Source organism: Solibacillus merdavium, from assembly GCF_014836935.1.
GTDB classification, from domain to species: domain Bacteria; phylum Bacillota; class Bacilli; order Bacillales_A; family Planococcaceae; genus Solibacillus; species Solibacillus ferritrahens.
The window spans coordinates 32,078-53,712 of the sequence record NZ_JACSPW010000017.1; the positions used below are offsets into that span (position 1 = coordinate 32,078).

A 21,635-nucleotide genomic window follows, 5' to 3' on the forward strand; every position below is an offset into this window, starting at 1 on the left:
ATGCGCTATATACAGGAAGACCTAGTCATGAAGCGAATGAATAAACGTCTCATTTCAAATAAAGTGTGGAAGTTCATTTTTTTTATTGCCACAAGCTTTGCTCTTGTGTCATTAGGGATGCTGCTGTATCGGATTATATCGCAAGGAATAGGCTTTTTGGATTGGGAGTTCATTACAAACTTTGCTTCTCGAATCCCTGAAAATGCAGGAATTAAAGCCGCTTTAATCGGTTCACTCTGGCTAATGAGTGTTGTGGCACCTGTATCAATTATTTTAGGCGTGAGTACAGCCATTTACTTGGAAGAATATGCGAAGCAAAATAAACTAAATGATTTTATACGAATGAATATTTCCAATTTAGCGGGTGTCCCTTCCATTGTATTCGGTTTACTTGGATTGACAATTTTCGTACGATTGTTTGGTTTTGAAAAAAGTATTTTAGCGGCTGGGTTGACGATGAGTTTATTAATACTGCCGGTTATTATTGTAGCGGCTCAAGAAGCGATCCGAGCAGTACCGAACGAGCAGCGGGAAGCTTCATTTGGAATGGGAGCGACAAAGTGGCAAACTATTGTCCGTGTTATAATTCCAGCGGCGATTCCTGGTATTTTGACAGGTAGTATTTTGGCATTATCCCGTGCAATTGGGGAAACGGCCCCATTAGTCGTAATTGGAATCCCAGTAATTTTACAATTTTTGCCGACTGGCTACCTGGATACTTTTACGGCATTGCCGATGCAAATTTTTGACTGGGCAAAGCGTCCACAGGAAGCATTTCAATATGTTGCATCAGCAGGCATTATCGTATTGATGGTTGTGCTATTGACGATGAACTCGATAGCAATCTTTATTCGAAATAAGTTCCAAAAACGTTACTAGGAGTGAAATGGAATGGTACAAATTTTAACTGAATTTAATGGAACGAGGCATGCTGTGCATGAAATTAATAGTAAATCCATTGTTATGCAATCAAATAATTTTAACTTATGGTACGGGAGTAACCATGCTTTAAAAGATATTAATTTAAATATGCAGGAGAATGAAGTGACAGCCATTATCGGTCCTTCAGGCTGTGGGAAATCTACGTATATCAAAGCTTTAAATCGCATGGTGGAACTTGTACCTATCGTACGTACAGCGGGTGAAATTAGTTATAGAGGACGTAATATTTTTGCAAATGGTTATGAGGTGGAAGAACTACGAACAAAAGTCGGCATGGTTTTCCAAAAGCCAAACCCATTTCCAAAATCGATTTATGATAACATCGCTTACGGTCCGCGGATCCACGGTATTAAAAACAAGAAAATTTTAGATGAAATTGTGGAAAAGTCATTACGGGGGGCAGCCATCTGGGATGAAGTGAAAGACCGTTTAAACGAAAATGCATATGGTTTATCGGGTGGTCAACAGCAGCGTATTTGTATCGCGCGGTGTTTAGCAATTGAACCTGATGTAATTTTAATGGATGAACCGACGTCAGCGCTTGATCCAATTTCGACTTTGAAAGTAGAGGAACTTGTGCAGGAAATGAAAGAACAATATTCGATTGTAATTGTCACACATAATATGCAACAAGCTGCTCGTATTTCGGATAAAACTGCATTCTTCCTAAATGGAGAAGTGATTGAATTTGATCAAACAGATACGATTTTCTCGACGCCGTCAGATCAGCGTACAGAAGATTATATATCAGGTCGATTTGGATAGGGAAGGGGTTTTGTGAATATGATTCGGGAGCGATTTGAACATGATTTAATTGCGGTACAACAAGATTTAATGGAAATTTGTGATTTAAGTATAGATTCGTTGCAAACTGCATTTAAAGCGTTTGTTAACAAAGATATTGATTTAGCTCTTCAGGTAATAAAGACGGATTTAAAAATTAATCGGTTGGAAGAAACAATTAATGACCGTGTTATTTTACTTATAGCAAAGCAACAGCCTGTTGCTACGGATTTACGAAGATTAATCGTAGTAATTAAAGCAGCTACCGATATGGAACGCATAGGAGATCATGCGGTAAATATTGCAAAGGAAACAATTCGAATCGGAAAAGAACCATTTGTATCGAGTATTGAGCCAATTGAGGAAATGTTCCATAAATCGATATTAATGTTACGTCAAATTGTCGAGGCATTTTTGGAAGAAAATACGACAAAAGCAAAAGAAATTGCACAGCTTGATGACGAGGTTGATGAGTTGACCGGCAATACAATCAGTAATTTAATGAAATTAACGGTTTCCAATGAGCAGGTGTCACAAATAACGAGCTTATCTTATGTATGCCGTTGCATCGAACGCTCAGCAGACCACGCGACAAATATTGCAGAGCATTTATTCTATCTCTTAAAAGGCAAGCACTATGAATTGAATAACTAATTTTTAAAGTATAGGGGGGTGACTTCTTATACTTTTCTTTTTATGCAGAAAATAGTCAGGAATAGAGTTTTATCCTGCAATTCATAGCTAAATAATTCATGTATTACTTGGATACATGTTACAATAAAGGTAATACGATAAGCGTCTGTTATGCTTATAAATTCAAAGGAGTCTGAAACATGTTAAAAACAATTGTATTTGATCAGTTAAAACTAGCAATGAAAAATAAGGACACATTGGCTAAAGGTGTCTTAACACTTGTAAAATCTGCATTGGATTCAGCCGAAAAAGAAAAAGGCTCTGAATTAACACCGCTAGAGGAAACGGCAATCATTAACCGTGAGATTAAACAGACGAATCAGTCACTGGACGGGGCAAAGCAAGCGGACCGTGCAGACTTAATCGAAAAAGAAGAAGCAAAATTAGTGATCTTAAAAAGCTTCTTACCAAAACAGCTAACTGAAGAAGAGATTGTCGCAGAACTTCAGGCAGCCGGTATTGTAACTGGCATGAATATGGGGGATGCAATGAAAATTGCAAAGCCATTATTGGACGGCAAAGCAGATGGCGCAACAATTTCAAAAGTTGTAAAATCACTGATTTCTTAATTTGAATTATATGTTGGAGTGTCTAAAGTTTTATTTTAGGCGCTCCTTTTCGCTATGTTTTTATATTTCCATCCCTTACAATATAAAAAAGGGAAACTGATAGGGGGAAAATCATTTTGAATTTACATGATCAAATACAATTATACGTACCTTTTAATGAACAGGAAGAAACAGATAAGGATATTATGTTGCGTGCAATGGTAACTTTATCGGATGTACTTACACGAAATAATGAAGTGCTGCACTTTACTGCTTCAGCCTTTGTATTTAATCCTGCCCGTACACATGTTTTAATGGTTTACCATAATATTTACAACTCATGGGGGTGGACTGGCGGTCATGCAGATGGGGACCCGAATCTATTTAATGTAGCAAAAAAGGAACTTATGGAAGAAGCAGGACTTACAGAAGTAAAGCCTATTCAAAAAGAAATGATTTCCCTAGATATATTACCGGTTATCGGACATATGAAAAATGGGAAATATGTCGCTGCGCATTTGCATTTTAATGCAACATATGTGTTTGAAGTTGCGGATGACGCATCTCTTAAATCAAAACCAGATGAAAATAGCGCGGTAGGATGGATTGCCATCGATGAAGTAGCTCAAAAATGTTCGGAGCAGCATATGATACCGATTTATGAAAAGATAATTGAAAAAGTTAAAAAAATAGAAGGTTAAATGCAAATAGATGTGTTGATTGTTCATACAATCAGCACATCTTTTTCTATACCGTGCCATTGTATGACGGTTTTAAATTAAATCAACAGGTCTAGTTCTTAGGAATTCCTGGAATCTGCGAACTTCACGATAGGGTAGTAACCGTTGCTGATTTCGATAATCCTCTACATCCATTTGGAATGGTTCAATTCTTCCTTTTTGAAAATAGATGAGACGCTGGAAGGGATTAATCGCAATTGCTTTCGAATATTTTCCAAATAAAGTCAAATTATGGCCCTTCATAAAATAGAGATTTAAAATAGCGCGATTATGAGCGATGGCGTGTGGGGTATCACATCGATACCAAACATCTTTAAAGGTTATTCCCAGCAATACCGCATACTCAATATTATCATCATTAGGAACTTCGATATAACCTGTTGGATGATTGTTTAATAATTTGTATATTGTTATTGTGGGATCGAAGGCATTCAATTCATAATATATGATTGGAATAGGTGTTGATTTACTGCGATTTCTTACCATTAAGTTTGATGGAGGACGTTTTGAACATAAAAAAAGATTATTTTTCGCATAATAGGAAATATCTTTTCCAATTACTTGTTGGTGCTGCGAATTTTCATAAACAACAGCATAATATTGATTATAAAATTTAACGATACGATATAATTCGTTGTCATAGCTCGTCGAGTAGATGTATGATAGACAATCTTCCATTGTCTCAAAACCATCATAAAATGAATAACTTTTATAAATGGATAATAACCAATCCCGGCATAAGCTATCTTCTGTTACAAAGCCATACGTATCGTCTGATATGGCACGGGAAGTTGCCAGCTTTCCGTTAAATGGACGTAAAAAACGGATGGCTAGTAACTGTGTCACTAACCGAATTTCGTAGTCCACTTGAGAAATATTTGGTAGCAAATCAATCTTCCTTTCATCGAGCTAATGCTGATTAATAGAAATGCCTATTTAATAGGTAAAAATAATTATAACACATGTATAAATATCATAAGGAATAATTTGCCTATGTATTGTTTGCTGTAAAATTACTAAAAATGTCTGAATGGCTCTATGATTTTGAAAAAAATTCACAAAATCAAACTACATATGCTAAAATAACGTTGTATAAACAAAAGGGAGGCTGTTTTTAAATGGCAAAAAAAGTGAAAGAATATACAATTAATCCTGATCGTGTGGAAGAAGCATTATTAGTTCAAAATCGTATGCTTCTTGAATTATTAGTTCAAGTGTTAGATGAGCAATTGGTAATTGAGCGTCCAATTTTGCATGAACGCTTAGCTAACCTAGTAGAGCTTTCAAACCATGACCGCGAGTTAAAAGATACATTACACGGTTTAACTCAAAAATTATAATTACATACTAAACGGTATGGTACGGCATCCTTAATTATGGATGTCGTTTTTTTATTCAAATTTGCATTGTTCTTAACACAAGTTAGTTGGACTTTGTCAGTTAAAATTACTACTTTTTCATTTTATTTTTCGCTATACTATCGATATTGATTTGAAAAACAGGTGGAGGAGTTTCGCATGACAAATGATAGGACTGTTTTAACAGATGAAATTCTTCATTTTCTATATCGTAATGCATCATTTCAGGCTTTAGAAGAAGAGCAGCAACAAATACTTTTAGCTAAATTTAAGCATGAACCATTGTTTAAAGAAGTAGTTGAAATTTCCATTGCTCTTGAAGAAATGATTGAAGAAGTAGAGGCAACGCTGCCCAAAATACAGGATAAGGACTTTTTATTTCCACAAGAACAGCAAAAACTATTACTGAAGAATCGAACAGTAACGTGTGGAAATGTATTGTACGTTCCTTTTGATGAAATGGAAAATCTATACTCACCTATGATTGTGATTGTACAGCAATCTGACTCAATGAGTGAGTATGAAAGCTTTAGTAAAGGAACAATTCTGCCCTTGTTTAACCTTTGTGCTTTGCAAAAGAGGGATCTAATTATTCTTCCGTTTAGTCATACAATAGCTGAACCTCTTATCTTTAAAAAGGGAGCTCTGCAGATTACATTGTTTGAACGCTTCTTATACAAACATTTAAATGGTAATGCACAAATTGTCCCAGCTTTACAGAAGGCACTTGATCTATTTGACCAGGACAAAATCAATAATCAACGCGATTTAATGATCATTACGGACAATCAGTTTAACGATTTCCAACCATTAATTGAATCGGATTTCACGGAGCGTTTACGCGAACTGTCCATAGATATATCTGTTATAGCAATGAGTGAAACTGACTTTGAAGTACAGCCTATACCATTTGCAGATAAAGTATTTTTTGCAAATGAATAAGTATTGAAATGACGAATCCGAAATGGGTTCGTTTTTATTTGGGTATTTTTATGTGAAGCAAGGAATTTCCAGCAGATATGCGGAATATTAAATGGAGGGGTACATAAATAGAGAGAAATGGAGTGTTACGATGTATACAGCTTATTGTAGAACATTTCAAAGTTCGATGCGTATTGGTATGAAGCTGATGAACTGGAGAAAGCCTGATTTACTGCAAGGCGAAAACAGTATATTGAAATTACCGGTACTTATCCAGAAGTTAAATTTGAAGACTGTCCTGATTATTACAGATGAAGGGATTAATAAGCTCCAATTGATGGATTCATTATTAGTAGAACTGCATGAGCAAAATATTGAGTACGTCATCTACAGTAAAACTGTGCCAAACCCGACATTCACTAATATTGAGGAAGCATTGGCACTTTATTATTTGCATGATTGTGAGGGGATTATTGCCTTTGGAGGGGGATCGCCGATAGATTGTGCAAAAGCGGTCGCGGCTCGTATCGCACAACCTACAAAATCTATTCCTGATTTAAAAGGCTTATTTAAAGTAAGAAAAGAAATACCGCCCTTCTTTGCAGTTCCTACAACGGCCGGTACTGGAAGTGAGGGAACGATTGCAGCAGTTGTTTCAAATAGTGATACACATGAAAAGTTTGCCATTATGGATCCTGTACTTGTACCGCATTATGCTGTTCTAGATCCTGTATTGACTGTTAATTTACCGCCACACATCACTTCTACAACAGGAATGGACGCATTAACACATGCTGTAGAAGCCTATATAGGAAAAAGCAATACTGAAGAAACAAGAAAATATGCCAGAGAAGCTGTTATTCTTATTTTTAAGCACTTGTTAAGGGCATATGAGGATGGGTCCGATATGAAAGCGAGGGCTGAAATGCAACGCGCCTCTTATTTAGCAGGGCTTGCATTTACACGCGCCTATGTTGGTTATGTTCATGCAATCGCGCATACGTTAGGTGGCTTTTATCAAATTCCCCACGGCTTTGCAAATGCTGTAATTTTACCGCATGTCCTGCGTTTTTACGGGGATAGTGCAACAAAGCCATTAGCCGAACTTGCCAATATTGTAGGAATCGGGAATATTAATGATAATGACGAAAGAAAAGCTCAGCTATTTATAGAGGAGATTGAAGCATTAAATCTAAAAATGAATATACCTTCGAAAATAAAGGGAATCACCAACCGAGATGTGCCATTAATGGTCGAGCGTGCTATACAGGAGGCGAATCCGTTGTATCCTGTCCCACGAATTTTAAATGAAGATGAATTGTTTTATTTGTATCAAATAATCCAGGAATAATTAAAAAGGGCTGTGTTAAAGTCAATTTGGACTTATAACACAGCTCATTTTTCTTATTGTTCAAGTTGGGCATCAAAGTAGTTGAGTAAACCTTGATAAATTCCAAGTGTTGCTTGTTCTCGGTAGTAATCTGTAGTAATTGCTCGTTCTTCAGATGGATTACTTAAATAGCCTAGCTCCAATAAAATAGCGTTTTGACGGTTTTCACGCAATACTAAATAATCACCAAAGCGTGCTCCGCGGTCTTTAAGGTCAACTTTGGATGCGAGTCCTGCATGAACATATTCGGCAAGTTCCTGCTGATAGCTATTCGTATAATAAGTTGTAAAGCCACTAACAGAACTATCTTCAATTGCATCATAGTGAATGCTGATGAATGCATCGGCATTTGTCTGATGCGAAACAGCGACACGTTTTCGCAAGTCGACAAACACATCGGACTCACGTGTCATCACAACATTTGCACCAGCAGCTTGCAGTTTAGATCTGAGCAATTCTGTTGTCATGATGTTAATATCTTTTTCATCTGTCCCACGAGCTCCTGTAGTCCCACGATCATTTCCGCCATGACCGGCATCCAGTACGATCGTTACGCCTTTTAAAGTCCCTTTTTTTCGATCTTCTAACTGTTTTGTATTGTTTTGATAAGTTTGGCCTGTTGCACTACTCTCAGTTACAACCCAGTTTGCAACATAGGCTGTTCTCCCATCATTTAATTCGATTTTATACCAATCGCCTTCATTTCCCACAATCGGATATGTATTACCAGCATCTGCACGAGTCGCGACATTTGAAGAAGTGGATGCAGATTCACGTAAATTTGTCCCGTTATAAATTACTGTGACAAAGTTATTCGCCTCTTCTTGTTCTTTTTCAGAAGATTGTTCAGATTTCAGCTGTTTTGTAAATGTTCCATAAAAGCTATAAATCCAACCCTTATCTCCTTTTTTATATTCAATTTCAACCCAGTTATGATCCCGGCTAATTACTTTAAATTGCTGGCCATTTGTTGCCACGCCAAGTTTTTTTGCGGTTAAATCAGGTTTTTTCCGAATGTTTACGGCATTTACATTAATGGTGAATGTATTTGGATCAAATTGCTGAGGTGATACACTCGACTCTTCATTGTTGGTGTTCGAAGGTGTAGAGGGTGTTTCCAATATCGTCTCTTCTTTAATCGTCACATATTTTTCAAATACCCAACCGACCAGTTCTCCATTTTGAATTTGAATCCAATCTTGTTCTTGATGTAAAAATTTACTCTCCGTCCCGGAAGAAAGCTTTGTTAATACCGAAGAAGATAATGACGGACCAGCACGAAGATTTAAATCATTTACTTGAGCAATGACCGTTTTTTCGGATTTAGCAGCCGATTTACTTTCGACTGATTTGACTAGCCATGCTGCAACCCATCCTTCAACGTCACCATATTTGACATGTTGCCAATCTCCTTCTTTTTGTATCGACAGCAACTCTGTTCCTTCTTTTAATGTCTCAAGCACAGGGTAGGAAAGTCCAGGACCTTCACGCAAATATAATTTTTCTGCTTTTACAAATAAGTGCTCGCCATTTGCCGATACTTGGTTATTGGAAAAATTATACGGGAGAATGTTTGTAAATAATAATAAAAGTGATAGACCTATTAATATTTTGCTTTTATTCATAGCTTCCTCCTTTTAATTGGTTTGTACTTTTACAATGCTAAAAATATATACTCCTCTATTATAAAAGTAAATATGACAAAAAATATAGCGTTTTATTGAAAATGGTTGACAACTTGACATGACATCATTAAGATTAGTGTTAATTTAACAAAAGTAACATTGCCAATGACCAAAAAAGTAGCGGTTGCCAATGCTGAAAAGAGAGGGAAAGACATGGGCTGTAATCTTTCCTACAGTATGTAACAGGTGAACAACAGTTGAGAGGCGTTTCCTCGAAAAAATTTCTAGTAGGGGAAGACGGAATCGGCCGTTATCCGAATACGAGAGGATGTAGAAATACATCAATTAGGGTGGAACCGCGGAAGATGATAATAGCTTTCGTCCCTTGCATTTTTTGCAAGGGGCGGAAGCTTTTTTATTTTCCCCGAATGTTTGGTCAAATAAGAGAGGAGTCCTTTTCATGAATTTTAAAGTACCTAAAGGAACACAAGACATTTTACCTGGTCAATCAGAAAAATGGCAGTATGTAGAGCGTGTCATTAGAGATTTATGCGATAAATACCGTTATAACGAAATTCGTACACCGATGTTTGAATCCACTGAGCTATTTCAACGTGGCGTAGGTGATACAACTGATATTGTCCAAAAAGAAATGTACACATTTATGGATAAGGGAAATCGTTCGTTAACATTACGTCCGGAAGGCACAGCATCGGCAGTACGTGCCTATGTCGAACATAAAATGTTTGGTCAAGTAGACCAACCTGTAAAACTTTATTACACAGGACCAATGTTTCGCTATGAACGTCAACAAGCGGGCCGCTACAGACAATTTGTACAGTTTGGTGTTGAGGCAATCGGTTCAGCCGACCCTGCAATTGATGCCGAGGTAATGGCACTTGCAATGGATGTTTATACAACACTCGGTTTAAAAGATTTAAAATTAGTTATTAATTCATTAGGTGACAAAGATACACGTGATGCACACCGCAGTGCATTAATCGCGCATTTCACACCAATAGTGGGGGAGCTTTGCAGTGATTGTCAAAGCCGTCTGGAAAAAAATCCTTTACGCATTTTAGATTGTAAAGTTGATTCAAAGCATCCAGCGATGGCAACGGCTCCGGCATTAACGAATTATTTAACGGAAGGATCTGCCGAATACTTTACTAAAGTAAAACAATATTTAGATGTATTAGGGATTTCCTATGAAGTGGATCCAAACTTAGTGCGCGGCTTGGATTATTATAACCATACAGCATTTGAAATAATGATTACTGGAGATGGTTTCGGATCAATTACAACACTTTGTGGTGGTGGCCGCTATAACGGGTTAGTGGAAGATATAGGCGGACCAGAATCACCAGGTATTGGTTTTGCCCTTTCAATTGAACGCCTATTATTGGCGCTTGAAGCGAAAAACATTGAATTGCCTACTGAAAATGAGTTAGATATGTACGTAGTAGCAATGGGTGAAGAGGCGAAATTAAAAGCTGTAGAGCTCGTAAGTACATTCCGTGCAAAAGGCATTTCAGCAGATATGGATTATTTGGACCGCAAGATGAAAGCACAAATGAAAGCTGCTGACAGAGCCCAAGCAAAGTTTGTCATTGTGCTAGGTGAGACAGAGCTGGAAGAACAAGTAGTAAATGTAAAAGCAATGAAAACAGGTGATCAGACGAAATTGGAATTCGGTCAGCTTGTACATTACGTTTTAGAAAACAAATAGTTGGAGGAATTATAATGGCACAAAGAACACATGCATGTGGCTTAGTAACTGCTGCGGAAGCAGGGCAGGAAATTGTTTTAAAAGGTTGGGTACAAAAACGACGTGATTTAGGTGGATTAATTTTCGTGGATATGCGTGACCGTGAAGGAATCGTACAAGTAGTTTTCGGTGATCAAGCGAAGGATGCATTGGAGATAGCGGAAAAAATCCGTAATGAATATGTAATTGAAGTAAAAGGTAAAGTTGTTTTACGTGATGCGTCACAAGTAAATAAAAATATGCAAACAGGCGAAATTGAAGTGGTGGCTTCTGAGTTAACAATTATTAACGAAGCAAAGAATCCTCCGTTCGCAATTGATAACAATGTTGAAGTTTCGGAAGAGTTACGCTTAAAATATCGTTATTTAGATTTACGTCGTCCAGTAATGTATGACACATTTAAAATGCGTTCAGATGTAACACGTACGATTCGTAACTTCCTGCAAAATGAAGGTTTTCTTGAAGTGGAGACACCAATCTTAACTAAGTCGACTCCAGAAGGTGCTCGTGACTATTTAGTTCCATCTCGTGTTCATGACGGTGAATTTTATGCGTTGCCACAATCACCACAGTTATTTAAACAGCTACTAATGGTAGGTGGATTCGAGAAGTACTTCCAAATTGCCCGTTGTTTCCGTGATGAGGACTTGCGTGCTGACCGTCAACCTGAATTTACACAAGTGGACATCGAAACTTCATTCTTATCAATGGATGAAATTATTGAGATGAACGAACGTCTTTTAACACAAGTTATGAAAGATGTGAAGGGAATTGATGTTGTAACGCCATTCCCACGTATGAGTTATAAGGAGGCTATGGATCGTTTCGGTTCAGACAAGCCAGATGTACGTTTCGGATTAGAGTTAAAACAACTTTCTCATATCGTAAAAGACTCAGCGTTCGGTGTATTTGCAAATGCTGTAGTTAATGGCGGAGAAGTGAAAGCAATCAACGTAAAAGGCGCGGCGGCAAATTACTCTCGTAAGGACATTGATGCATTAGGTGAATTTGCAGGACGATATGGCGCGAAAGGTTTAGCCTGGTTAAAAGTGACAGAAGAAGGCTTAAATGGCCCAATCGCAAAGTTCTTTGAAGGTGATGCAGCGAACGGGATTATCGAAGCAACTGAAGCACAAGCAGGCGACTTATTATTATTCGTTGCAGATAAATCTTCTGTAGTAGCAGATGCACTTGGTGCATTACGTTTAAAATTAGCAAAAGAATTAGGCTTAATCGATGAGTCGAAATTCGAATTTTTATGGATTGTTGATTGGCCATTATTCGAATACGATGAGGCGGAAGGTCGCTATTATGCAGCGCACCACCCATTCACTCGTCCATTCGATGAAGATTTAGAGTTAATGAATACAAACCCTAAAGAAGTTCGTGCACAAGCATATGATATCGTATTAAACGGTTATGAGCTTGGTGGGGGATCATTACGTATTTATGAGCCTGATTTACAAGCGAAAATGTTCGAACTTCTAGGATTCTCTGAAGAAGAGGCACGTGCACAGTTTGGTTTCCTATTGGAAGCGTTTGACTACGGTGTTCCTCCACATGGTGGTTTAGCAATGGGTCTTGACCGTTTAGTGATGCTACTTGCTGGCCGCACTAACTTACGTGATACAATTGCATTCCCTAAAACAGCAACGGCAAGCTGTTTATTAACAGAGGCTCCATCACAAGTTTCAGATGCACAGCTAGAAGAGTTAAGTCTTCGCGTCGCTTTGAAAAAATAATAAAACAAAGGACTCGACAGCTTGAAAAGAAGTTTAAAGCTGTCGAGTTTTTCTAAATATTTCAAGTGAAATAGTACATTTTTATTATTTTGAACTAAAAATGATATTTTAATTGAATTATCAGAAATTTGATGTTAATATCTATTTAACACGAATCCTAAAGTGTTCGTCGCTAAATTTGTTACTTAACACTTTTGACCGAACATTAAATCGTTGGGAGCTACTTATTACCGTAGCGGCAAACATGCCCCATTTGGAGCGGGACGTTTAAAGTTACGACTAGTGCACCCCCTTGCTATTCATGCGGGATCAAAACGATGTTGTTTAGCAAGACGGCACATTTGGGATTCGTATTTAATTTCTCTACTCTTCGACTAATAAGTTAGAAGGGTATTTTTTTTGTTGAAAAATACACTATTTTATTTAACTGGAAGATTAAATTAAAACTTTATCAACACTCGAATACTTTTAATATGTTGCTTGCATATAAGAATTGTTGTCGTTATAATGCCTAGTAGAATGATAAAGATTGAGGGGTAAAATTAAATGTTACATCAATTTTCACGAAATGAGCTAGCTATCGGTACAGAGGGCTTACAAAAATTAAAAAATACAACAGTCGCAATTTTAGGTGTAGGAGGGGTGGGCTCTTTTGCAGCTGAGGCATGTGCACGCAGTGGTATCGGTCGAATAATTTTAGTCGATAAAGATAATGTCGATATAACAAATGTAAACCGTCAGTTAGTTGCGTATTTATCAACAGTAGGGAAGTCAAAATCAGCAGTTATGAAAGAACGCATTGCAGATATTAACCCAGAATGTGAAGTAATTGATATGCATATGTTCTATACGGAAGAGACATATGAAGAGTTTTTTGCACAGGGGATTGATTATGTTATTGATGCATCCGATACAGTCATGTACAAAATTCATATTATGAAGGAATGTTTAAAGCGTGATATTCCAATTATCTCAAGTATGGGTGCAGCTAATAAGATGGACCCAACACGTTTCCAAATTGCCGATATTTCGAAAACACATACTGATCCACTTGCAAAAGTAATCCGTACTAAGCTCCGTAAAGAGGGTATCAAAAAGGGTATTACAGTTGTGTTTTCTGATGAATCACCTATTGTTGTACGTCCAGATGTCGCGCAATATGTAGGGAAACCTGAAGCAGAAATTCGTAAAGCAAAATTACCGCCTTCTTCAAATGCATTCGTACCATCTGTTGCTGGTTTAATTTCAGCAAGCTGGGTAATCAATACCATTTTAAAAGATGTGGAAATTAACCGCGTTCAAGGATAGTATAAGGAAAAAGCTGTGTAAAAAGTCAAAATGACTTTTTACACAGCTTTTTTTCGTAAAGGATGTCTACTGAGATGTCCTTTCGGATACCTATATATTTATTGAATTATTTTTAATGCTTGTTGATAAGTTTCTTCAATATTTTTCGTCACATCGTCTTGATCTTTAGAAATTCTCTCTAAAACGTTGCATAGTTCATCAATGGAGCTAGTACTTTGCTCAATAATTGCAGCGAATTCGTTTGTTGCAACTTGTACTGATTCGCCATTTTTTTCTATCGATTTTACGCTTGTTGAAAACTGAGTTAAATTTTGCTGTAAATTATTCATAGCTTGAAATAAATTCGTGAAAGTATTATTAGAATTTTCAATCATTTGAACTTGGATTTCGACATGATTTAATCCATACGTTAATCGATCAAGAGCAAGTTTATTATACGAATTGACCTGTGCTAAATTTTCATCAATCTTTAGTACAGTATCATCTGTCAAGCTTGCCAATTTACGGATTTCCTGTGCAACTACCGCAAATCCTTTTCCATGTTCGCCTGCACGCGCAGCTTCTATAGAGGCATTCAATGCCAATAAATTGGTTTGTTCCGTAATTTTATGAATTGAATAAGCAAACTGATTCGTTTCATTTATTTTATCTGATAAGGACATAAATGTCATATTAAGGTCATTGAAAAATGCAGTAAACTGATCAATTTCCTGCTTGAGCTTTGTCATGGAATTGACTCCATCTACAGCACTCACACTTCCATCTTCCGCTTCAGTGACAATTTTATTAAGCTCTGTAACGATGGAGTGTAGCTCTCTATTCGTTAAATCGGTGTTTTGAACAATGGATTGTACGTGATCGGATTGTTTATGTGCCCCGGTTCTCACTTCTTTTAGAGAAGCCAACATTTGTTGATGTGCAGCACTCGATTGATTAGTACTGTCTGTTATAAGTTCAAGTTTCGAAGTGATACCTTGCACGGAAGATTCCAGAAGCTGATGCAATTGTTCTTCATGAACAGCGCGCTCGTTTGCCTGAATCATATAATTCTCAATATTGCTGAACATTTTTTTATTTTGTCTCACTTGTAGAAGAATAGCGACAAACATTAAGGTTTGAACTACGAAAACATTTGCTGGATCAACGGCAAAACCTTCAGTATCCATAGTGAAATTAAATACCAAACCAAGAGTAGAGGCAATATATCCTGCGCACAGAACTTTTATTCGATTGTGGACACTACTTAAAATTAGTACAAAAATACTTAAAATAATTGTCGCTAATGTTACTTTATTGGTAATGATTGTACCGTACACAGTCAAGACTGACGCGATGATAACGACGTATGGAAAATAAGGATGCAATACTACTACTTTTCGTTGGATAAAGTAACATATAAGTGTAATAGTCAAAGGGATAATTAACGATAGAGCGACTCCGATGGGACGATCAATAATAAGTTGGGCAACGCTGCCTAAAAAAGCGGCCATCCCGTAGACAATCATTAAAATTGTGTTTTTTTCTTGTAAATCTTTTGCATTTAATTGATGAATCATAATATCACCTTTCCATAAAATGTCGTTATTTTACAACAAATTACATGCTTTTATTAATTTATACAGTATTTTCCTCACATTGTCACGTCTTTTTGAATGACTATTCATTTCATTTTTTTGGTTATTATTATTGTGATAAAATAATAAGAAGAGTGTGAAAGGGGACTACCACAATGCCAATTCTACAGTTGGAGTACCGGGGGCTTAATCTATACGATTTGGTGGATACAGTAGAAATCGCGATTGATGCCGATTTACAAATGATTCACATTTATGATACGCAGCAAATTGTAGAACCTGAGTATGATTTTTCAACGAAAAGTTACATGTTAAGTGAAGGGTTTTGGAAGATGGCTAAAACGATAAAAGAAAAACAATTTTTTCTTGAAAATGAAGAAAGTAATCTGGAAATGTGGATTACACCTTTTAAATGGGTTTTTTATAGTTCTAATCAATTAATTAAAGTTTTTGAAGATGGAAAGATTAAAGTACACTCTATAGCCACATGTTCTGAAGATATGCTATTGTACGAAAAGTACTTTTCTCGTCTGAAGGGCGAATTTTTCAATGGCAAATGACATAATATTCTATTAAAGGGGTTAATAATGGCAAAAATATGGCAGGATTTAAGTTAATTCTTCGTTTTTGCAGTATAATACCTTTTTTTTGTTATAGTAAAGATACGTATTGATTATAATGCATGGGGATGCAAGGAGGACAATAGAATGACAATTGAAATGAAAAATGATTTATTGAATTTACCTAGTCTACAATTGAAAATGGATAATATCGTTTTTGATAATATTGATACAAAGCCTAATTGGTCAAAAGCTTATGAACAGCTTGACGAGCTATTGCAGAAGGTAGCTTTCAATTTTATTAATTATATTGCAAAAAGCAATGGAGAAATGCCACCATCAACTACTTACTGGACTTTATATATGGACATTACTTCAAAACTTCTTTATTTTACTGGTTTAGCTCATTCGAATTTAATTGCAGAAGATGATGCGGATGCACGTGCACATATTATTGAGCTTTATCATATTAGCGCAGGCTGCATTCCAAATGCCCTTTTGGAAAATAATGAAGAATTAATTTCTGAAATTAAAAAGAGTATCCAGCAATTAAGTGGTCAAGAAGAAGTAGAGTTGCAAGTTGCAGAAAATTTAGAAAACTGCATGGAAAAATTTTATGCTTTTACGAAGTCCTACGAATAAAATAATGAAAGAGCCATTTTCTTAAGCTGAAAATGGCTCTTTTTATAATTATGAGTTAGAATACCGCAGATTAACTTTTTGTTTCATTGCGGAATGATTTTAATTTTTCATAAATTGCAGCCATTCTTTTTTCTTCCCCAGCAATGACAGGTTGATAAAATTCCAACCCTACTAGTTCATCCGGTAAGTATTGCTGTTGAACCCAGCCTCCAAATGTTCCAATTGGGGAATCGTGTGGGTATTTGTATCCGACATGACCGAGGGTTGCCGCTCCCGCGTAGTGTGCATCTTTAAGATGGTTCGGAATAGCACCTGTTTTTCCATCATGGATCGCAGCTATTGCTTTGTCGAGCGCTTTATAGGCTGAATTTGATTTGTCAGAAAGACACATTTCCACTACAGCCGTTGCGAGGGGGATACGGGCTTCAGGTAAACCGAGCTTTACGGCTGCCTCAGTTGCTGCCTGTACATTTGCACCTACACTTGGATTTGCAAGACCGATATCTTCATACGCCATGACGAGAAGTCGCCGGCATACTGCAATTAAATCTCCACTTTCCAATAAGTGGGCTAAATAATAAAGTGCTGCATTTGGGTCACTGCCGCGGACAGACTTTTGAAGGGCTGATAATAAATTATAGAAATTCGAACCCCCTTTATCCCCGAAAACACCAATCCGTTTAGCGAGTGCCTCTATCGCATTATCATTTAATTCAGTAACTCCATCCACTTCATCTGAAGCATAATATACAGATTCAAGCAATGTTAAAGCTTTCCTCGCATCGCCGTTTGAAGCATTTGCAATATTTTCGATTTGTGTAGTTGTTGCTTCTATTTTTTCATTCCCTAATCCACGTTCTTTATCTTTTAATGCCATGTGAAGTAACTGTTTTACATCTTCTATTGTGAGCCGTTCCAACTGTAAAATTTCCCCACACCTTGAACGAATGGCTGGGTTGACATCGTGAAATGGATTTTCAGTTGTTGCACCAATAAGGATAATTGAGCCGTTTTCAACATGCGGCAGCAATGTATCCTGCTGTAATTTGTTGAAGCGATGTATTTCGTCGAGAAACAAAATGACCTTTCCGCTCATCCGTGCATCCATCACAACTTGTTCAATGTCTTTTTTTCCGGCATGAGTTGCATTTAAAGCGAAAAAAGGGAGCTTTGTACTACCAGCAATGGCATTTGCGATTGAAGTTTTTCCTACTCCTGGAGGACCATATAGCAGCATTGACGGAATATGGTCTTTTTCAATCATTTTAAAAAGTGGTGTATGTGGGCCAATAATATTCTGTTGTCCGACAATTTCCCGAATGGTACGAGGTCTCATTTTATAGGCGAGCGGTTCGTTCTGCACAATTGTTCGCTCCTTTACTTTTTTATAGAACATAAACTTTATATCATTTATAATAAAGTATTTCCGAGTGGTTTAAAAGGAGTTATGGTATAATAGATGTTATAAATGGACTAGAAAATAGAGGTGTTACAATGAAAATTTCAACAAAAGGTCGTTACGGTTTAACAATAATGATAGAACTTGCTAAACAATATGGAGGAGGACCAATTCCTTTGCGTCAAATTGCAGCAGACAAAGAGTTATCTGAAGCATACTTGGAGCAGTTAGTTTCTCCACTCCGTAATGCAGGACTTGTAAAAAGTGTACGTGGCGCTTATGGCGGTTATATGTTAGCACATAAGCCAAACGAAATTTCAGCTGCAGATGTTATTCGCGTATTGGAAGGTCCGATTCAACCGGTCGAAGGAATTGAAAATGAAGAGGCTCCTCAACGTGAATTGTGGATGCGCATCCGGGATGCAGTAAAAAATGTTTTGGACACAACTACAATTGAAGATTTAGCGAAATATACAAATAATGAAGTATCTGACGGCTATATGTTTTACATTTAGTGTTATTTAAAGGAGTTAGTTAGTTTGAAAAATACAATTTACCTCGATCATGCAGCCACGTCACCAGTAGCACCTGAAGTCATTGAGGTGATGGCCCGTGCAATGGCGGAGGAAAGTGGAAATGCATCAAGTATTCATACAGTAGGACGCCGTGCACGTAAAGCACTGGATGAGGCGAGAACAAGCTTGGCTCAAAAAATCAACGCGAAATCGTCTGAGATAATTTTCACAAGTGGAGGTACAGAAGCCGATAATATGGCTATTTTTGGTACTGCCTATGCCCGCCAACATGAAGGGAAGCATATTATTACCACTCAAATTGAACACCACGCCGTTTTACATGCATGTGAAAAGCTTGAAAAAGAAGGCTTTACGGTGACTTATTTACCTGTCGATCGCACAGGCCGAGTAAGTGCAGATCAAGTAAAGGCTGCTTTACGTGAAGATACGATATTGGTAACGATTATGTATGGCAACAATGAAATTGGTACGATTCAGCCAATCGCTGAAATTGGAGAGGTTTTAAAAAACCATATAACAACATTCCATACTGATGCCGTCCAAGCTTTTGGCTTAGAGAAGATTGATGTTGAAGCACTTCATATTGATTTATTAAGTGTTTCTGCGCATAAAATAAACGGTCCAAAAGGCATCGGTTTTTTATATGCAAAAACAGGTGTAAAAGTTTCAAGCTTACTGCACGGTGGTTCTCAAGAAAAAAAACGACGCGCAGGAACGGAAAATGTACCGGCTGTTGTAGCATTTTCAAAGGCTGCAGACTTAGTCGAAGAAGAGCTTCAGCTGCGCAAAGAAAAATATAATAATTTTAAAAATATTTTAATTGAACAGTTCAGAGTGGCAAATATCGATTTCCATATAAATGGTCATCAAACAGACGTGTTGGCACATGTGTTTAACGTGACATTCCCAGGAACAGATGTAGAGTCATTTTTAATCAATCTGGATATGGCTGGAGTACTTGTATCGAGTGGTTCTGCATGTACAGCAGGTTCGATCGATCCATCCCATGTATTAGTGGCAATGTTTGGACAAGATGCGCCTGAGCTTCGTAGTTCCATTCGTTTCAGTTTTGGGTTAGGATTAACAGATGAGTTAGTGCGAGAAGCAGGTAAGCGTACTGCTGAAATTGTGAAACGTCTAACTTCGTAAATATATAAGGAAGACTTCGCGCCTTTTACGCGATTTGTCTAAGAAAAGGTGAATAGTAAATGGTAGAAACAAGAGATCCATCTCAAATCAGAGTTGTAGTCGGTATGAGTGGTGGAGTAGATTCATCAGTTGCCGCTTATTTATTAAAGCAACAAGGCTATGATGTAATCGGTATTTTTATGAAAAACTGGGATGATACAGATGAATTTGGCGTATGTACAGCGACAGAAGATTATGATGATGTAATCGCAGTATGCAACCAAATCGGCATTCCATATTATGCGGTCAATTTTGAAAAACAATATTGGGACAAAGTATTTACGTACTTCCTGGAAGAATATAAAGCAGGTCGTACACCGAATCCGGATGTTATGTGTAATAAAGAAATTAAATTTAAAGCCTTCTTGGAGCACGCACTGGCACTTGGCGCGGATTATTTAGCGACAGGCCACTATGCACGTGTAGCACATGACGAAAACGGTGTGAAAATGCTTCGAGGCATTGATAATAATAAAGATCAAACGTATTTTCTGAATCAGTTAACTTCAGATCAGCTTGAAAAGGTCATGTTCCCAATCGGACATTTACCGAAGCCTGAAGTTCGTAAAATTGCGGAAGAAGCAGGTTTAGCTACAGCGAAGAAAAAAGATTCAACAGGTATCTGTTTCATCGGTGAACGTAATTTTAAAGAATTTTTAAGCCAATACCTTCCTGCACAGCCAGGCAATATGGAAACATTTGATGGTGAAGTAAAAGGTACACACGATGGTTTAATGTACTATACATTAGGTCAACGTCACGGCCTTGGAATCGGCGGAGACGGCGAACCATGGTTTGTTGTAGGTAAAGATTTAACACGCAATGTATTATATGTTGGCCAAGGCTTCCATCACGATGCACTGTATTCCGATGCATTGACTGCCGTAAAAATGAGTTTTACAGGGGAAGCGAAAACGGGCACATTTAACTGCACGGCTAAATTCCGCTATCGTCAGGAAGACTCACCGGTAACCGTAACAATGCGTGAAGACGGTACAGCTTATATTGAATTTGCCGAGCCGGTTCGAGCAATCACACCAGGACAAGCTGTTGTTCTGTATGATGGAGAAGAGTGCCTAGGTGGCGGTACAATCGATGGCGTGTTTAAAAATAGCGAAAAGTTAACATATGTAGGGTAATTTACGGTAGACGTTCATAATAATTGAGCGTCTATACTTTTGTTTTGAGGTGGAATAATGGATACAAACTATAATGAAATTGGAATTAAAGCATTTCAGGAGAAGCGTTATGAAGAAGCTGCACAAGCTTTTACCCAAGCAATTGAATCAAATCCAAATGATGCAATAGGTTATGTGAATTTTGGTACACTCCTTGCAGCTATGGGAGATATCGAAAGATCAGAACGATTTTTCCAAAAAGCGATAACGGTTGATGAAAAAGCGGCCACGGCATATTATGGCTTAGCAAATCTATATTATGAAGCAGAGCGTTATACGGAAGCTGCAAAACTGTATCAAAAGTCGATTGATTTTGGTATAGAAGGAGCAGATGCGTATTATATGTTGGCGAAATCCTTTGAGCGTGAGCAACATTTTAAATTGGCATTGCCATATATGCAGCGTGCTGCAGAGCTTGCGCCAAAAGATCTGCAAATTCGTTTAGCTTACGGCATATTACTTTGTACAATGGAAATGTTCGATTTTGCAAAACCAGAATTGGAGTTTGTAATTGAAGAGGATTGGAATAATGCAGATGCACACTACAATTTGGGTGTATTATATGCAGTTTCCACGACAGATACAGACAAAGCAAAATATCATTTAAAACAAGCTTATACATTACAGCCAGAATTCGAACAGGCGAAATATTTATATGATATGATTTGCCAACGTTCAAATTAAATAGTGTCTATTTCTATAAAAAATATAAAGGAGTGGTGATTGAAGATTATTTTTCA

The 21,635-nt window shown here is 37.3% G+C and carries 21 protein-coding genes, 1 other RNA gene and 1 other annotated feature; of the genes, 18 read left to right on the forward strand and 4 right to left on the reverse strand.

From position 1 onward, the window contains the following. From pstA to H9632_RS15590, 5 genes are all read left to right on the forward strand, one after another. Positions 1-879, forward strand: a complete 879-nt coding sequence (pstA, locus tag H9632_RS15570; RefSeq protein WP_191704991.1) for a phosphate ABC transporter permease PstA — start codon at positions 1-3, stop codon at positions 877-879. Between the two features lie 84 nt (positions 880-963). Next, entirely contained in the window at positions 964-1,707 is a 744-nt protein-coding gene (pstB, locus tag H9632_RS15575) for a phosphate ABC transporter ATP-binding protein PstB (protein WP_225223881.1), read from the forward strand. An 18-nt stretch (positions 1,708-1,725) separates the two neighbouring features. Next, complete coding sequence (gene phoU, locus H9632_RS15580; RefSeq protein ID WP_191704993.1) at positions 1,726-2,379, forward strand: phosphate signaling complex protein PhoU; 654 nt, start codon at positions 1,726-1,728, stop codon at positions 2,377-2,379. A 179-nt stretch (positions 2,380-2,558) separates the two neighbouring features. Further along, on the forward strand, positions 2,559-2,987 hold the full coding sequence (locus H9632_RS15585; protein WP_191704994.1) for a GatB/YqeY domain-containing protein: 429 nt from the start codon (positions 2,559-2,561) through the stop codon (positions 2,985-2,987). Between the two features lie 116 nt (positions 2,988-3,103). Next, entirely contained in the window at positions 3,104-3,667 is a 564-nt protein-coding gene (locus H9632_RS15590) for an NUDIX hydrolase (protein WP_191704995.1), read from the forward strand. Positions 3,668-3,739: 72 nt separating this feature from the next. Here the strand turns inward: H9632_RS15590 and H9632_RS15595 are convergent, their stop codons facing one another. Next, a complete protein-coding gene (locus H9632_RS15595; protein WP_191704996.1) occupies positions 3,740-4,594 on the reverse strand; it encodes a hypothetical protein in 855 nt (284 codons plus the stop codon). 230 nt (positions 4,595-4,824) lie between these two features. Here H9632_RS15595 and H9632_RS15600 point away from each other — a divergent pair, with 230 nt between their 5' ends. The 3 genes from H9632_RS15600 (at position 4,825) to H9632_RS15610 (ending at position 7,336) form a co-directional block, all read left to right on the forward strand. Further along, positions 4,825-5,046, forward strand: coding sequence for a phosphate-starvation-inducible protein PsiE (locus H9632_RS15600; RefSeq protein WP_191704997.1), 222 nt, complete (start codon positions 4,825-4,827; stop codon positions 5,044-5,046). 177 nt (positions 5,047-5,223) lie between these two features. Continuing rightward, complete coding sequence (locus H9632_RS15605) at positions 5,224-6,006, forward strand: vWA domain-containing protein (RefSeq protein WP_191704998.1); 783 nt, start codon at positions 5,224-5,226, stop codon at positions 6,004-6,006. 130 nt (positions 6,007-6,136) lie between these two features. Continuing rightward, positions 6,137-7,336, forward strand: coding sequence for an iron-containing alcohol dehydrogenase (locus tag H9632_RS15610; protein WP_191704999.1), 1,200 nt, complete (start codon positions 6,137-6,139; stop codon positions 7,334-7,336). A gap of 53 nt (positions 7,337-7,389) precedes the next feature. On the opposite strand, the gene H9632_RS15615 is transcribed toward H9632_RS15610, so the two are convergent. Continuing rightward, positions 7,390-9,000 carry an N-acetylmuramoyl-L-alanine amidase gene (locus H9632_RS15615; RefSeq protein ID WP_191705000.1) on the reverse strand — a complete coding sequence of 537 codons (1,611 nt, stop codon included), beginning with the start codon at positions 8,998-9,000 and terminating at the stop codon, positions 7,390-7,392. Positions 9,001-9,156: 156 nt separating this feature from the next. After that, positions 9,157-9,389, forward strand: a binding site (T-box leader). A 71-nt stretch (positions 9,390-9,460) separates the two neighbouring features. Between H9632_RS15615 and hisS the strand changes: the two genes are divergently transcribed. From hisS to H9632_RS15635, 4 genes are all read left to right on the forward strand, one after another. Next, positions 9,461-10,729: a histidine--tRNA ligase gene (gene hisS, locus H9632_RS15620; protein ID WP_191705001.1), complete on the forward strand. Its 1,269-nt coding sequence runs from the start codon at positions 9,461-9,463 to the stop codon at positions 10,727-10,729. Positions 10,730-10,743: 14 nt separating this feature from the next. Next, positions 10,744-12,510, forward strand: a complete 1,767-nt coding sequence (gene aspS / locus H9632_RS15625) for an aspartate--tRNA ligase (protein WP_191705002.1) — start codon at positions 10,744-10,746, stop codon at positions 12,508-12,510. Between the two features lie 151 nt (positions 12,511-12,661). Beyond that, positions 12,662-12,862, forward strand: a non-coding RNA gene (gene ssrS, locus H9632_RS15630) — 6S RNA. Positions 12,863-13,056: 194 nt separating this feature from the next. Then, positions 13,057-13,818, forward strand: a complete 762-nt coding sequence (locus H9632_RS15635) for a tRNA threonylcarbamoyladenosine dehydratase (RefSeq protein ID WP_191705003.1) — start codon at positions 13,057-13,059, stop codon at positions 13,816-13,818. A gap of 98 nt (positions 13,819-13,916) precedes the next feature. Here the strand turns inward: H9632_RS15635 and H9632_RS15640 are convergent, their stop codons facing one another. Then, the gene (locus H9632_RS15640) at positions 13,917-15,374 is read right to left on the reverse strand and encodes a methyl-accepting chemotaxis protein (protein ID WP_191705004.1); all 1,458 of its coding nucleotides are present in this window, start codon (positions 15,372-15,374) and stop codon (positions 13,917-13,919) included. A 173-nt stretch (positions 15,375-15,547) separates the two neighbouring features. On the opposite strand from H9632_RS15640, the gene H9632_RS15645 reads away from it, so the two are divergent. Together H9632_RS15645 and H9632_RS15650 are read left to right on the forward strand one after the other, a co-directional pair. Continuing rightward, entirely contained in the window at positions 15,548-15,952 is a 405-nt protein-coding gene (locus H9632_RS15645; RefSeq protein ID WP_191705005.1) for an aminopeptidase, read from the forward strand. Between the two features lie 147 nt (positions 15,953-16,099). Then, complete coding sequence (locus tag H9632_RS15650) at positions 16,100-16,594, forward strand: GTPase (RefSeq protein ID WP_191705006.1); 495 nt, start codon at positions 16,100-16,102, stop codon at positions 16,592-16,594. A 70-nt stretch (positions 16,595-16,664) separates the two neighbouring features. On the opposite strand, the gene H9632_RS15655 is transcribed toward H9632_RS15650, so the two are convergent. Then, the gene (locus H9632_RS15655; protein WP_191705007.1) at positions 16,665-17,957 is read right to left on the reverse strand and encodes a replication-associated recombination protein A; all 1,293 of its coding nucleotides are present in this window, start codon (positions 17,955-17,957) and stop codon (positions 16,665-16,667) included. A 131-nt stretch (positions 17,958-18,088) separates the two neighbouring features. Here H9632_RS15655 and cymR point away from each other — a divergent pair, with 131 nt between their 5' ends. Genes cymR through H9632_RS15675 form a run of 4 tightly spaced genes read left to right on the forward strand, consistent with a single transcriptional unit; the run spans position 18,089 to position 21,579 of the window. Beyond that, positions 18,089-18,508 (forward strand): cysteine metabolism transcriptional regulator CymR, encoded by a 420-nt coding sequence (gene cymR, locus H9632_RS15660; protein WP_191705008.1) that lies wholly within the window; start codon positions 18,089-18,091, stop codon positions 18,506-18,508. A gap of 24 nt (positions 18,509-18,532) precedes the next feature. Further along, positions 18,533-19,678 (forward strand): cysteine desulfurase family protein, encoded by a 1,146-nt coding sequence (locus H9632_RS15665; RefSeq protein ID WP_191705009.1) that lies wholly within the window; start codon positions 18,533-18,535, stop codon positions 19,676-19,678. A gap of 59 nt (positions 19,679-19,737) precedes the next feature. Continuing rightward, positions 19,738-20,856 (forward strand): tRNA 2-thiouridine(34) synthase MnmA, encoded by a 1,119-nt coding sequence (mnmA, locus tag H9632_RS15670; RefSeq protein ID WP_191705010.1) that lies wholly within the window; start codon positions 19,738-19,740, stop codon positions 20,854-20,856. Between the two features lie 57 nt (positions 20,857-20,913). Beyond that, on the forward strand, positions 20,914-21,579 hold the full coding sequence (locus H9632_RS15675) for a tetratricopeptide repeat protein (RefSeq protein ID WP_191705011.1): 666 nt from the start codon (positions 20,914-20,916) through the stop codon (positions 21,577-21,579). Positions 21,580-21,635: the final 56 nt, after the last annotated feature.

Coding starts and splice junctions, on each gene's coding strand:
- pstA (WP_191704991.1), top strand. CDS start 1: ATGCGCTATATACAGGAAGACCTAGTCATGAAGCGAATGAATAAACGT.
- pstB (WP_225223881.1), top strand. CDS start 964: ATGCAATCAAATAATTTTAACTTATGGTACGGGAGTAACCATGCTTTA.
- phoU (WP_191704993.1), top strand. CDS start 1,726: ATGATTCGGGAGCGATTTGAACATGATTTAATTGCGGTACAACAAGAT.
- H9632_RS15585 (WP_191704994.1), top strand. CDS start 2,559: ATGTTAAAAACAATTGTATTTGATCAGTTAAAACTAGCAATGAAAAAT.
- H9632_RS15600 (WP_191704997.1), top strand. CDS start 4,825: ATGGCAAAAAAAGTGAAAGAATATACAATTAATCCTGATCGTGTGGAA.
- H9632_RS15605 (WP_191704998.1), top strand. CDS start 5,224: ATGACAAATGATAGGACTGTTTTAACAGATGAAATTCTTCATTTTCTA.
- H9632_RS15610 (WP_191704999.1), top strand. CDS start 6,137: ATGTATACAGCTTATTGTAGAACATTTCAAAGTTCGATGCGTATTGGT.
- H9632_RS15615 (WP_191705000.1), bottom strand. CDS start 9,000: ATGAATAAAAGCAAAATATTAATAGGTCTATCACTTTTATTATTATTT.
- hisS (WP_191705001.1), top strand. CDS start 9,461: ATGAATTTTAAAGTACCTAAAGGAACACAAGACATTTTACCTGGTCAA.
- aspS (WP_191705002.1), top strand. CDS start 10,744: ATGGCACAAAGAACACATGCATGTGGCTTAGTAACTGCTGCGGAAGCA.
- H9632_RS15635 (WP_191705003.1), top strand. CDS start 13,057: ATGTTACATCAATTTTCACGAAATGAGCTAGCTATCGGTACAGAGGGC.
- H9632_RS15640 (WP_191705004.1), bottom strand. CDS start 15,374: ATGATTCATCAATTAAATGCAAAAGATTTACAAGAAAAAAACACAATT.
- H9632_RS15645 (WP_191705005.1), top strand. CDS start 15,548: ATGCCAATTCTACAGTTGGAGTACCGGGGGCTTAATCTATACGATTTG.
- H9632_RS15650 (WP_191705006.1), top strand. CDS start 16,100: ATGACAATTGAAATGAAAAATGATTTATTGAATTTACCTAGTCTACAA.
- cymR (WP_191705008.1), top strand. CDS start 18,089: ATGAAAATTTCAACAAAAGGTCGTTACGGTTTAACAATAATGATAGAA.
- mnmA (WP_191705010.1), top strand. CDS start 19,738: ATGGTAGAAACAAGAGATCCATCTCAAATCAGAGTTGTAGTCGGTATG.
- H9632_RS15675 (WP_191705011.1), top strand. CDS start 20,914: ATGGATACAAACTATAATGAAATTGGAATTAAAGCATTTCAGGAGAAG.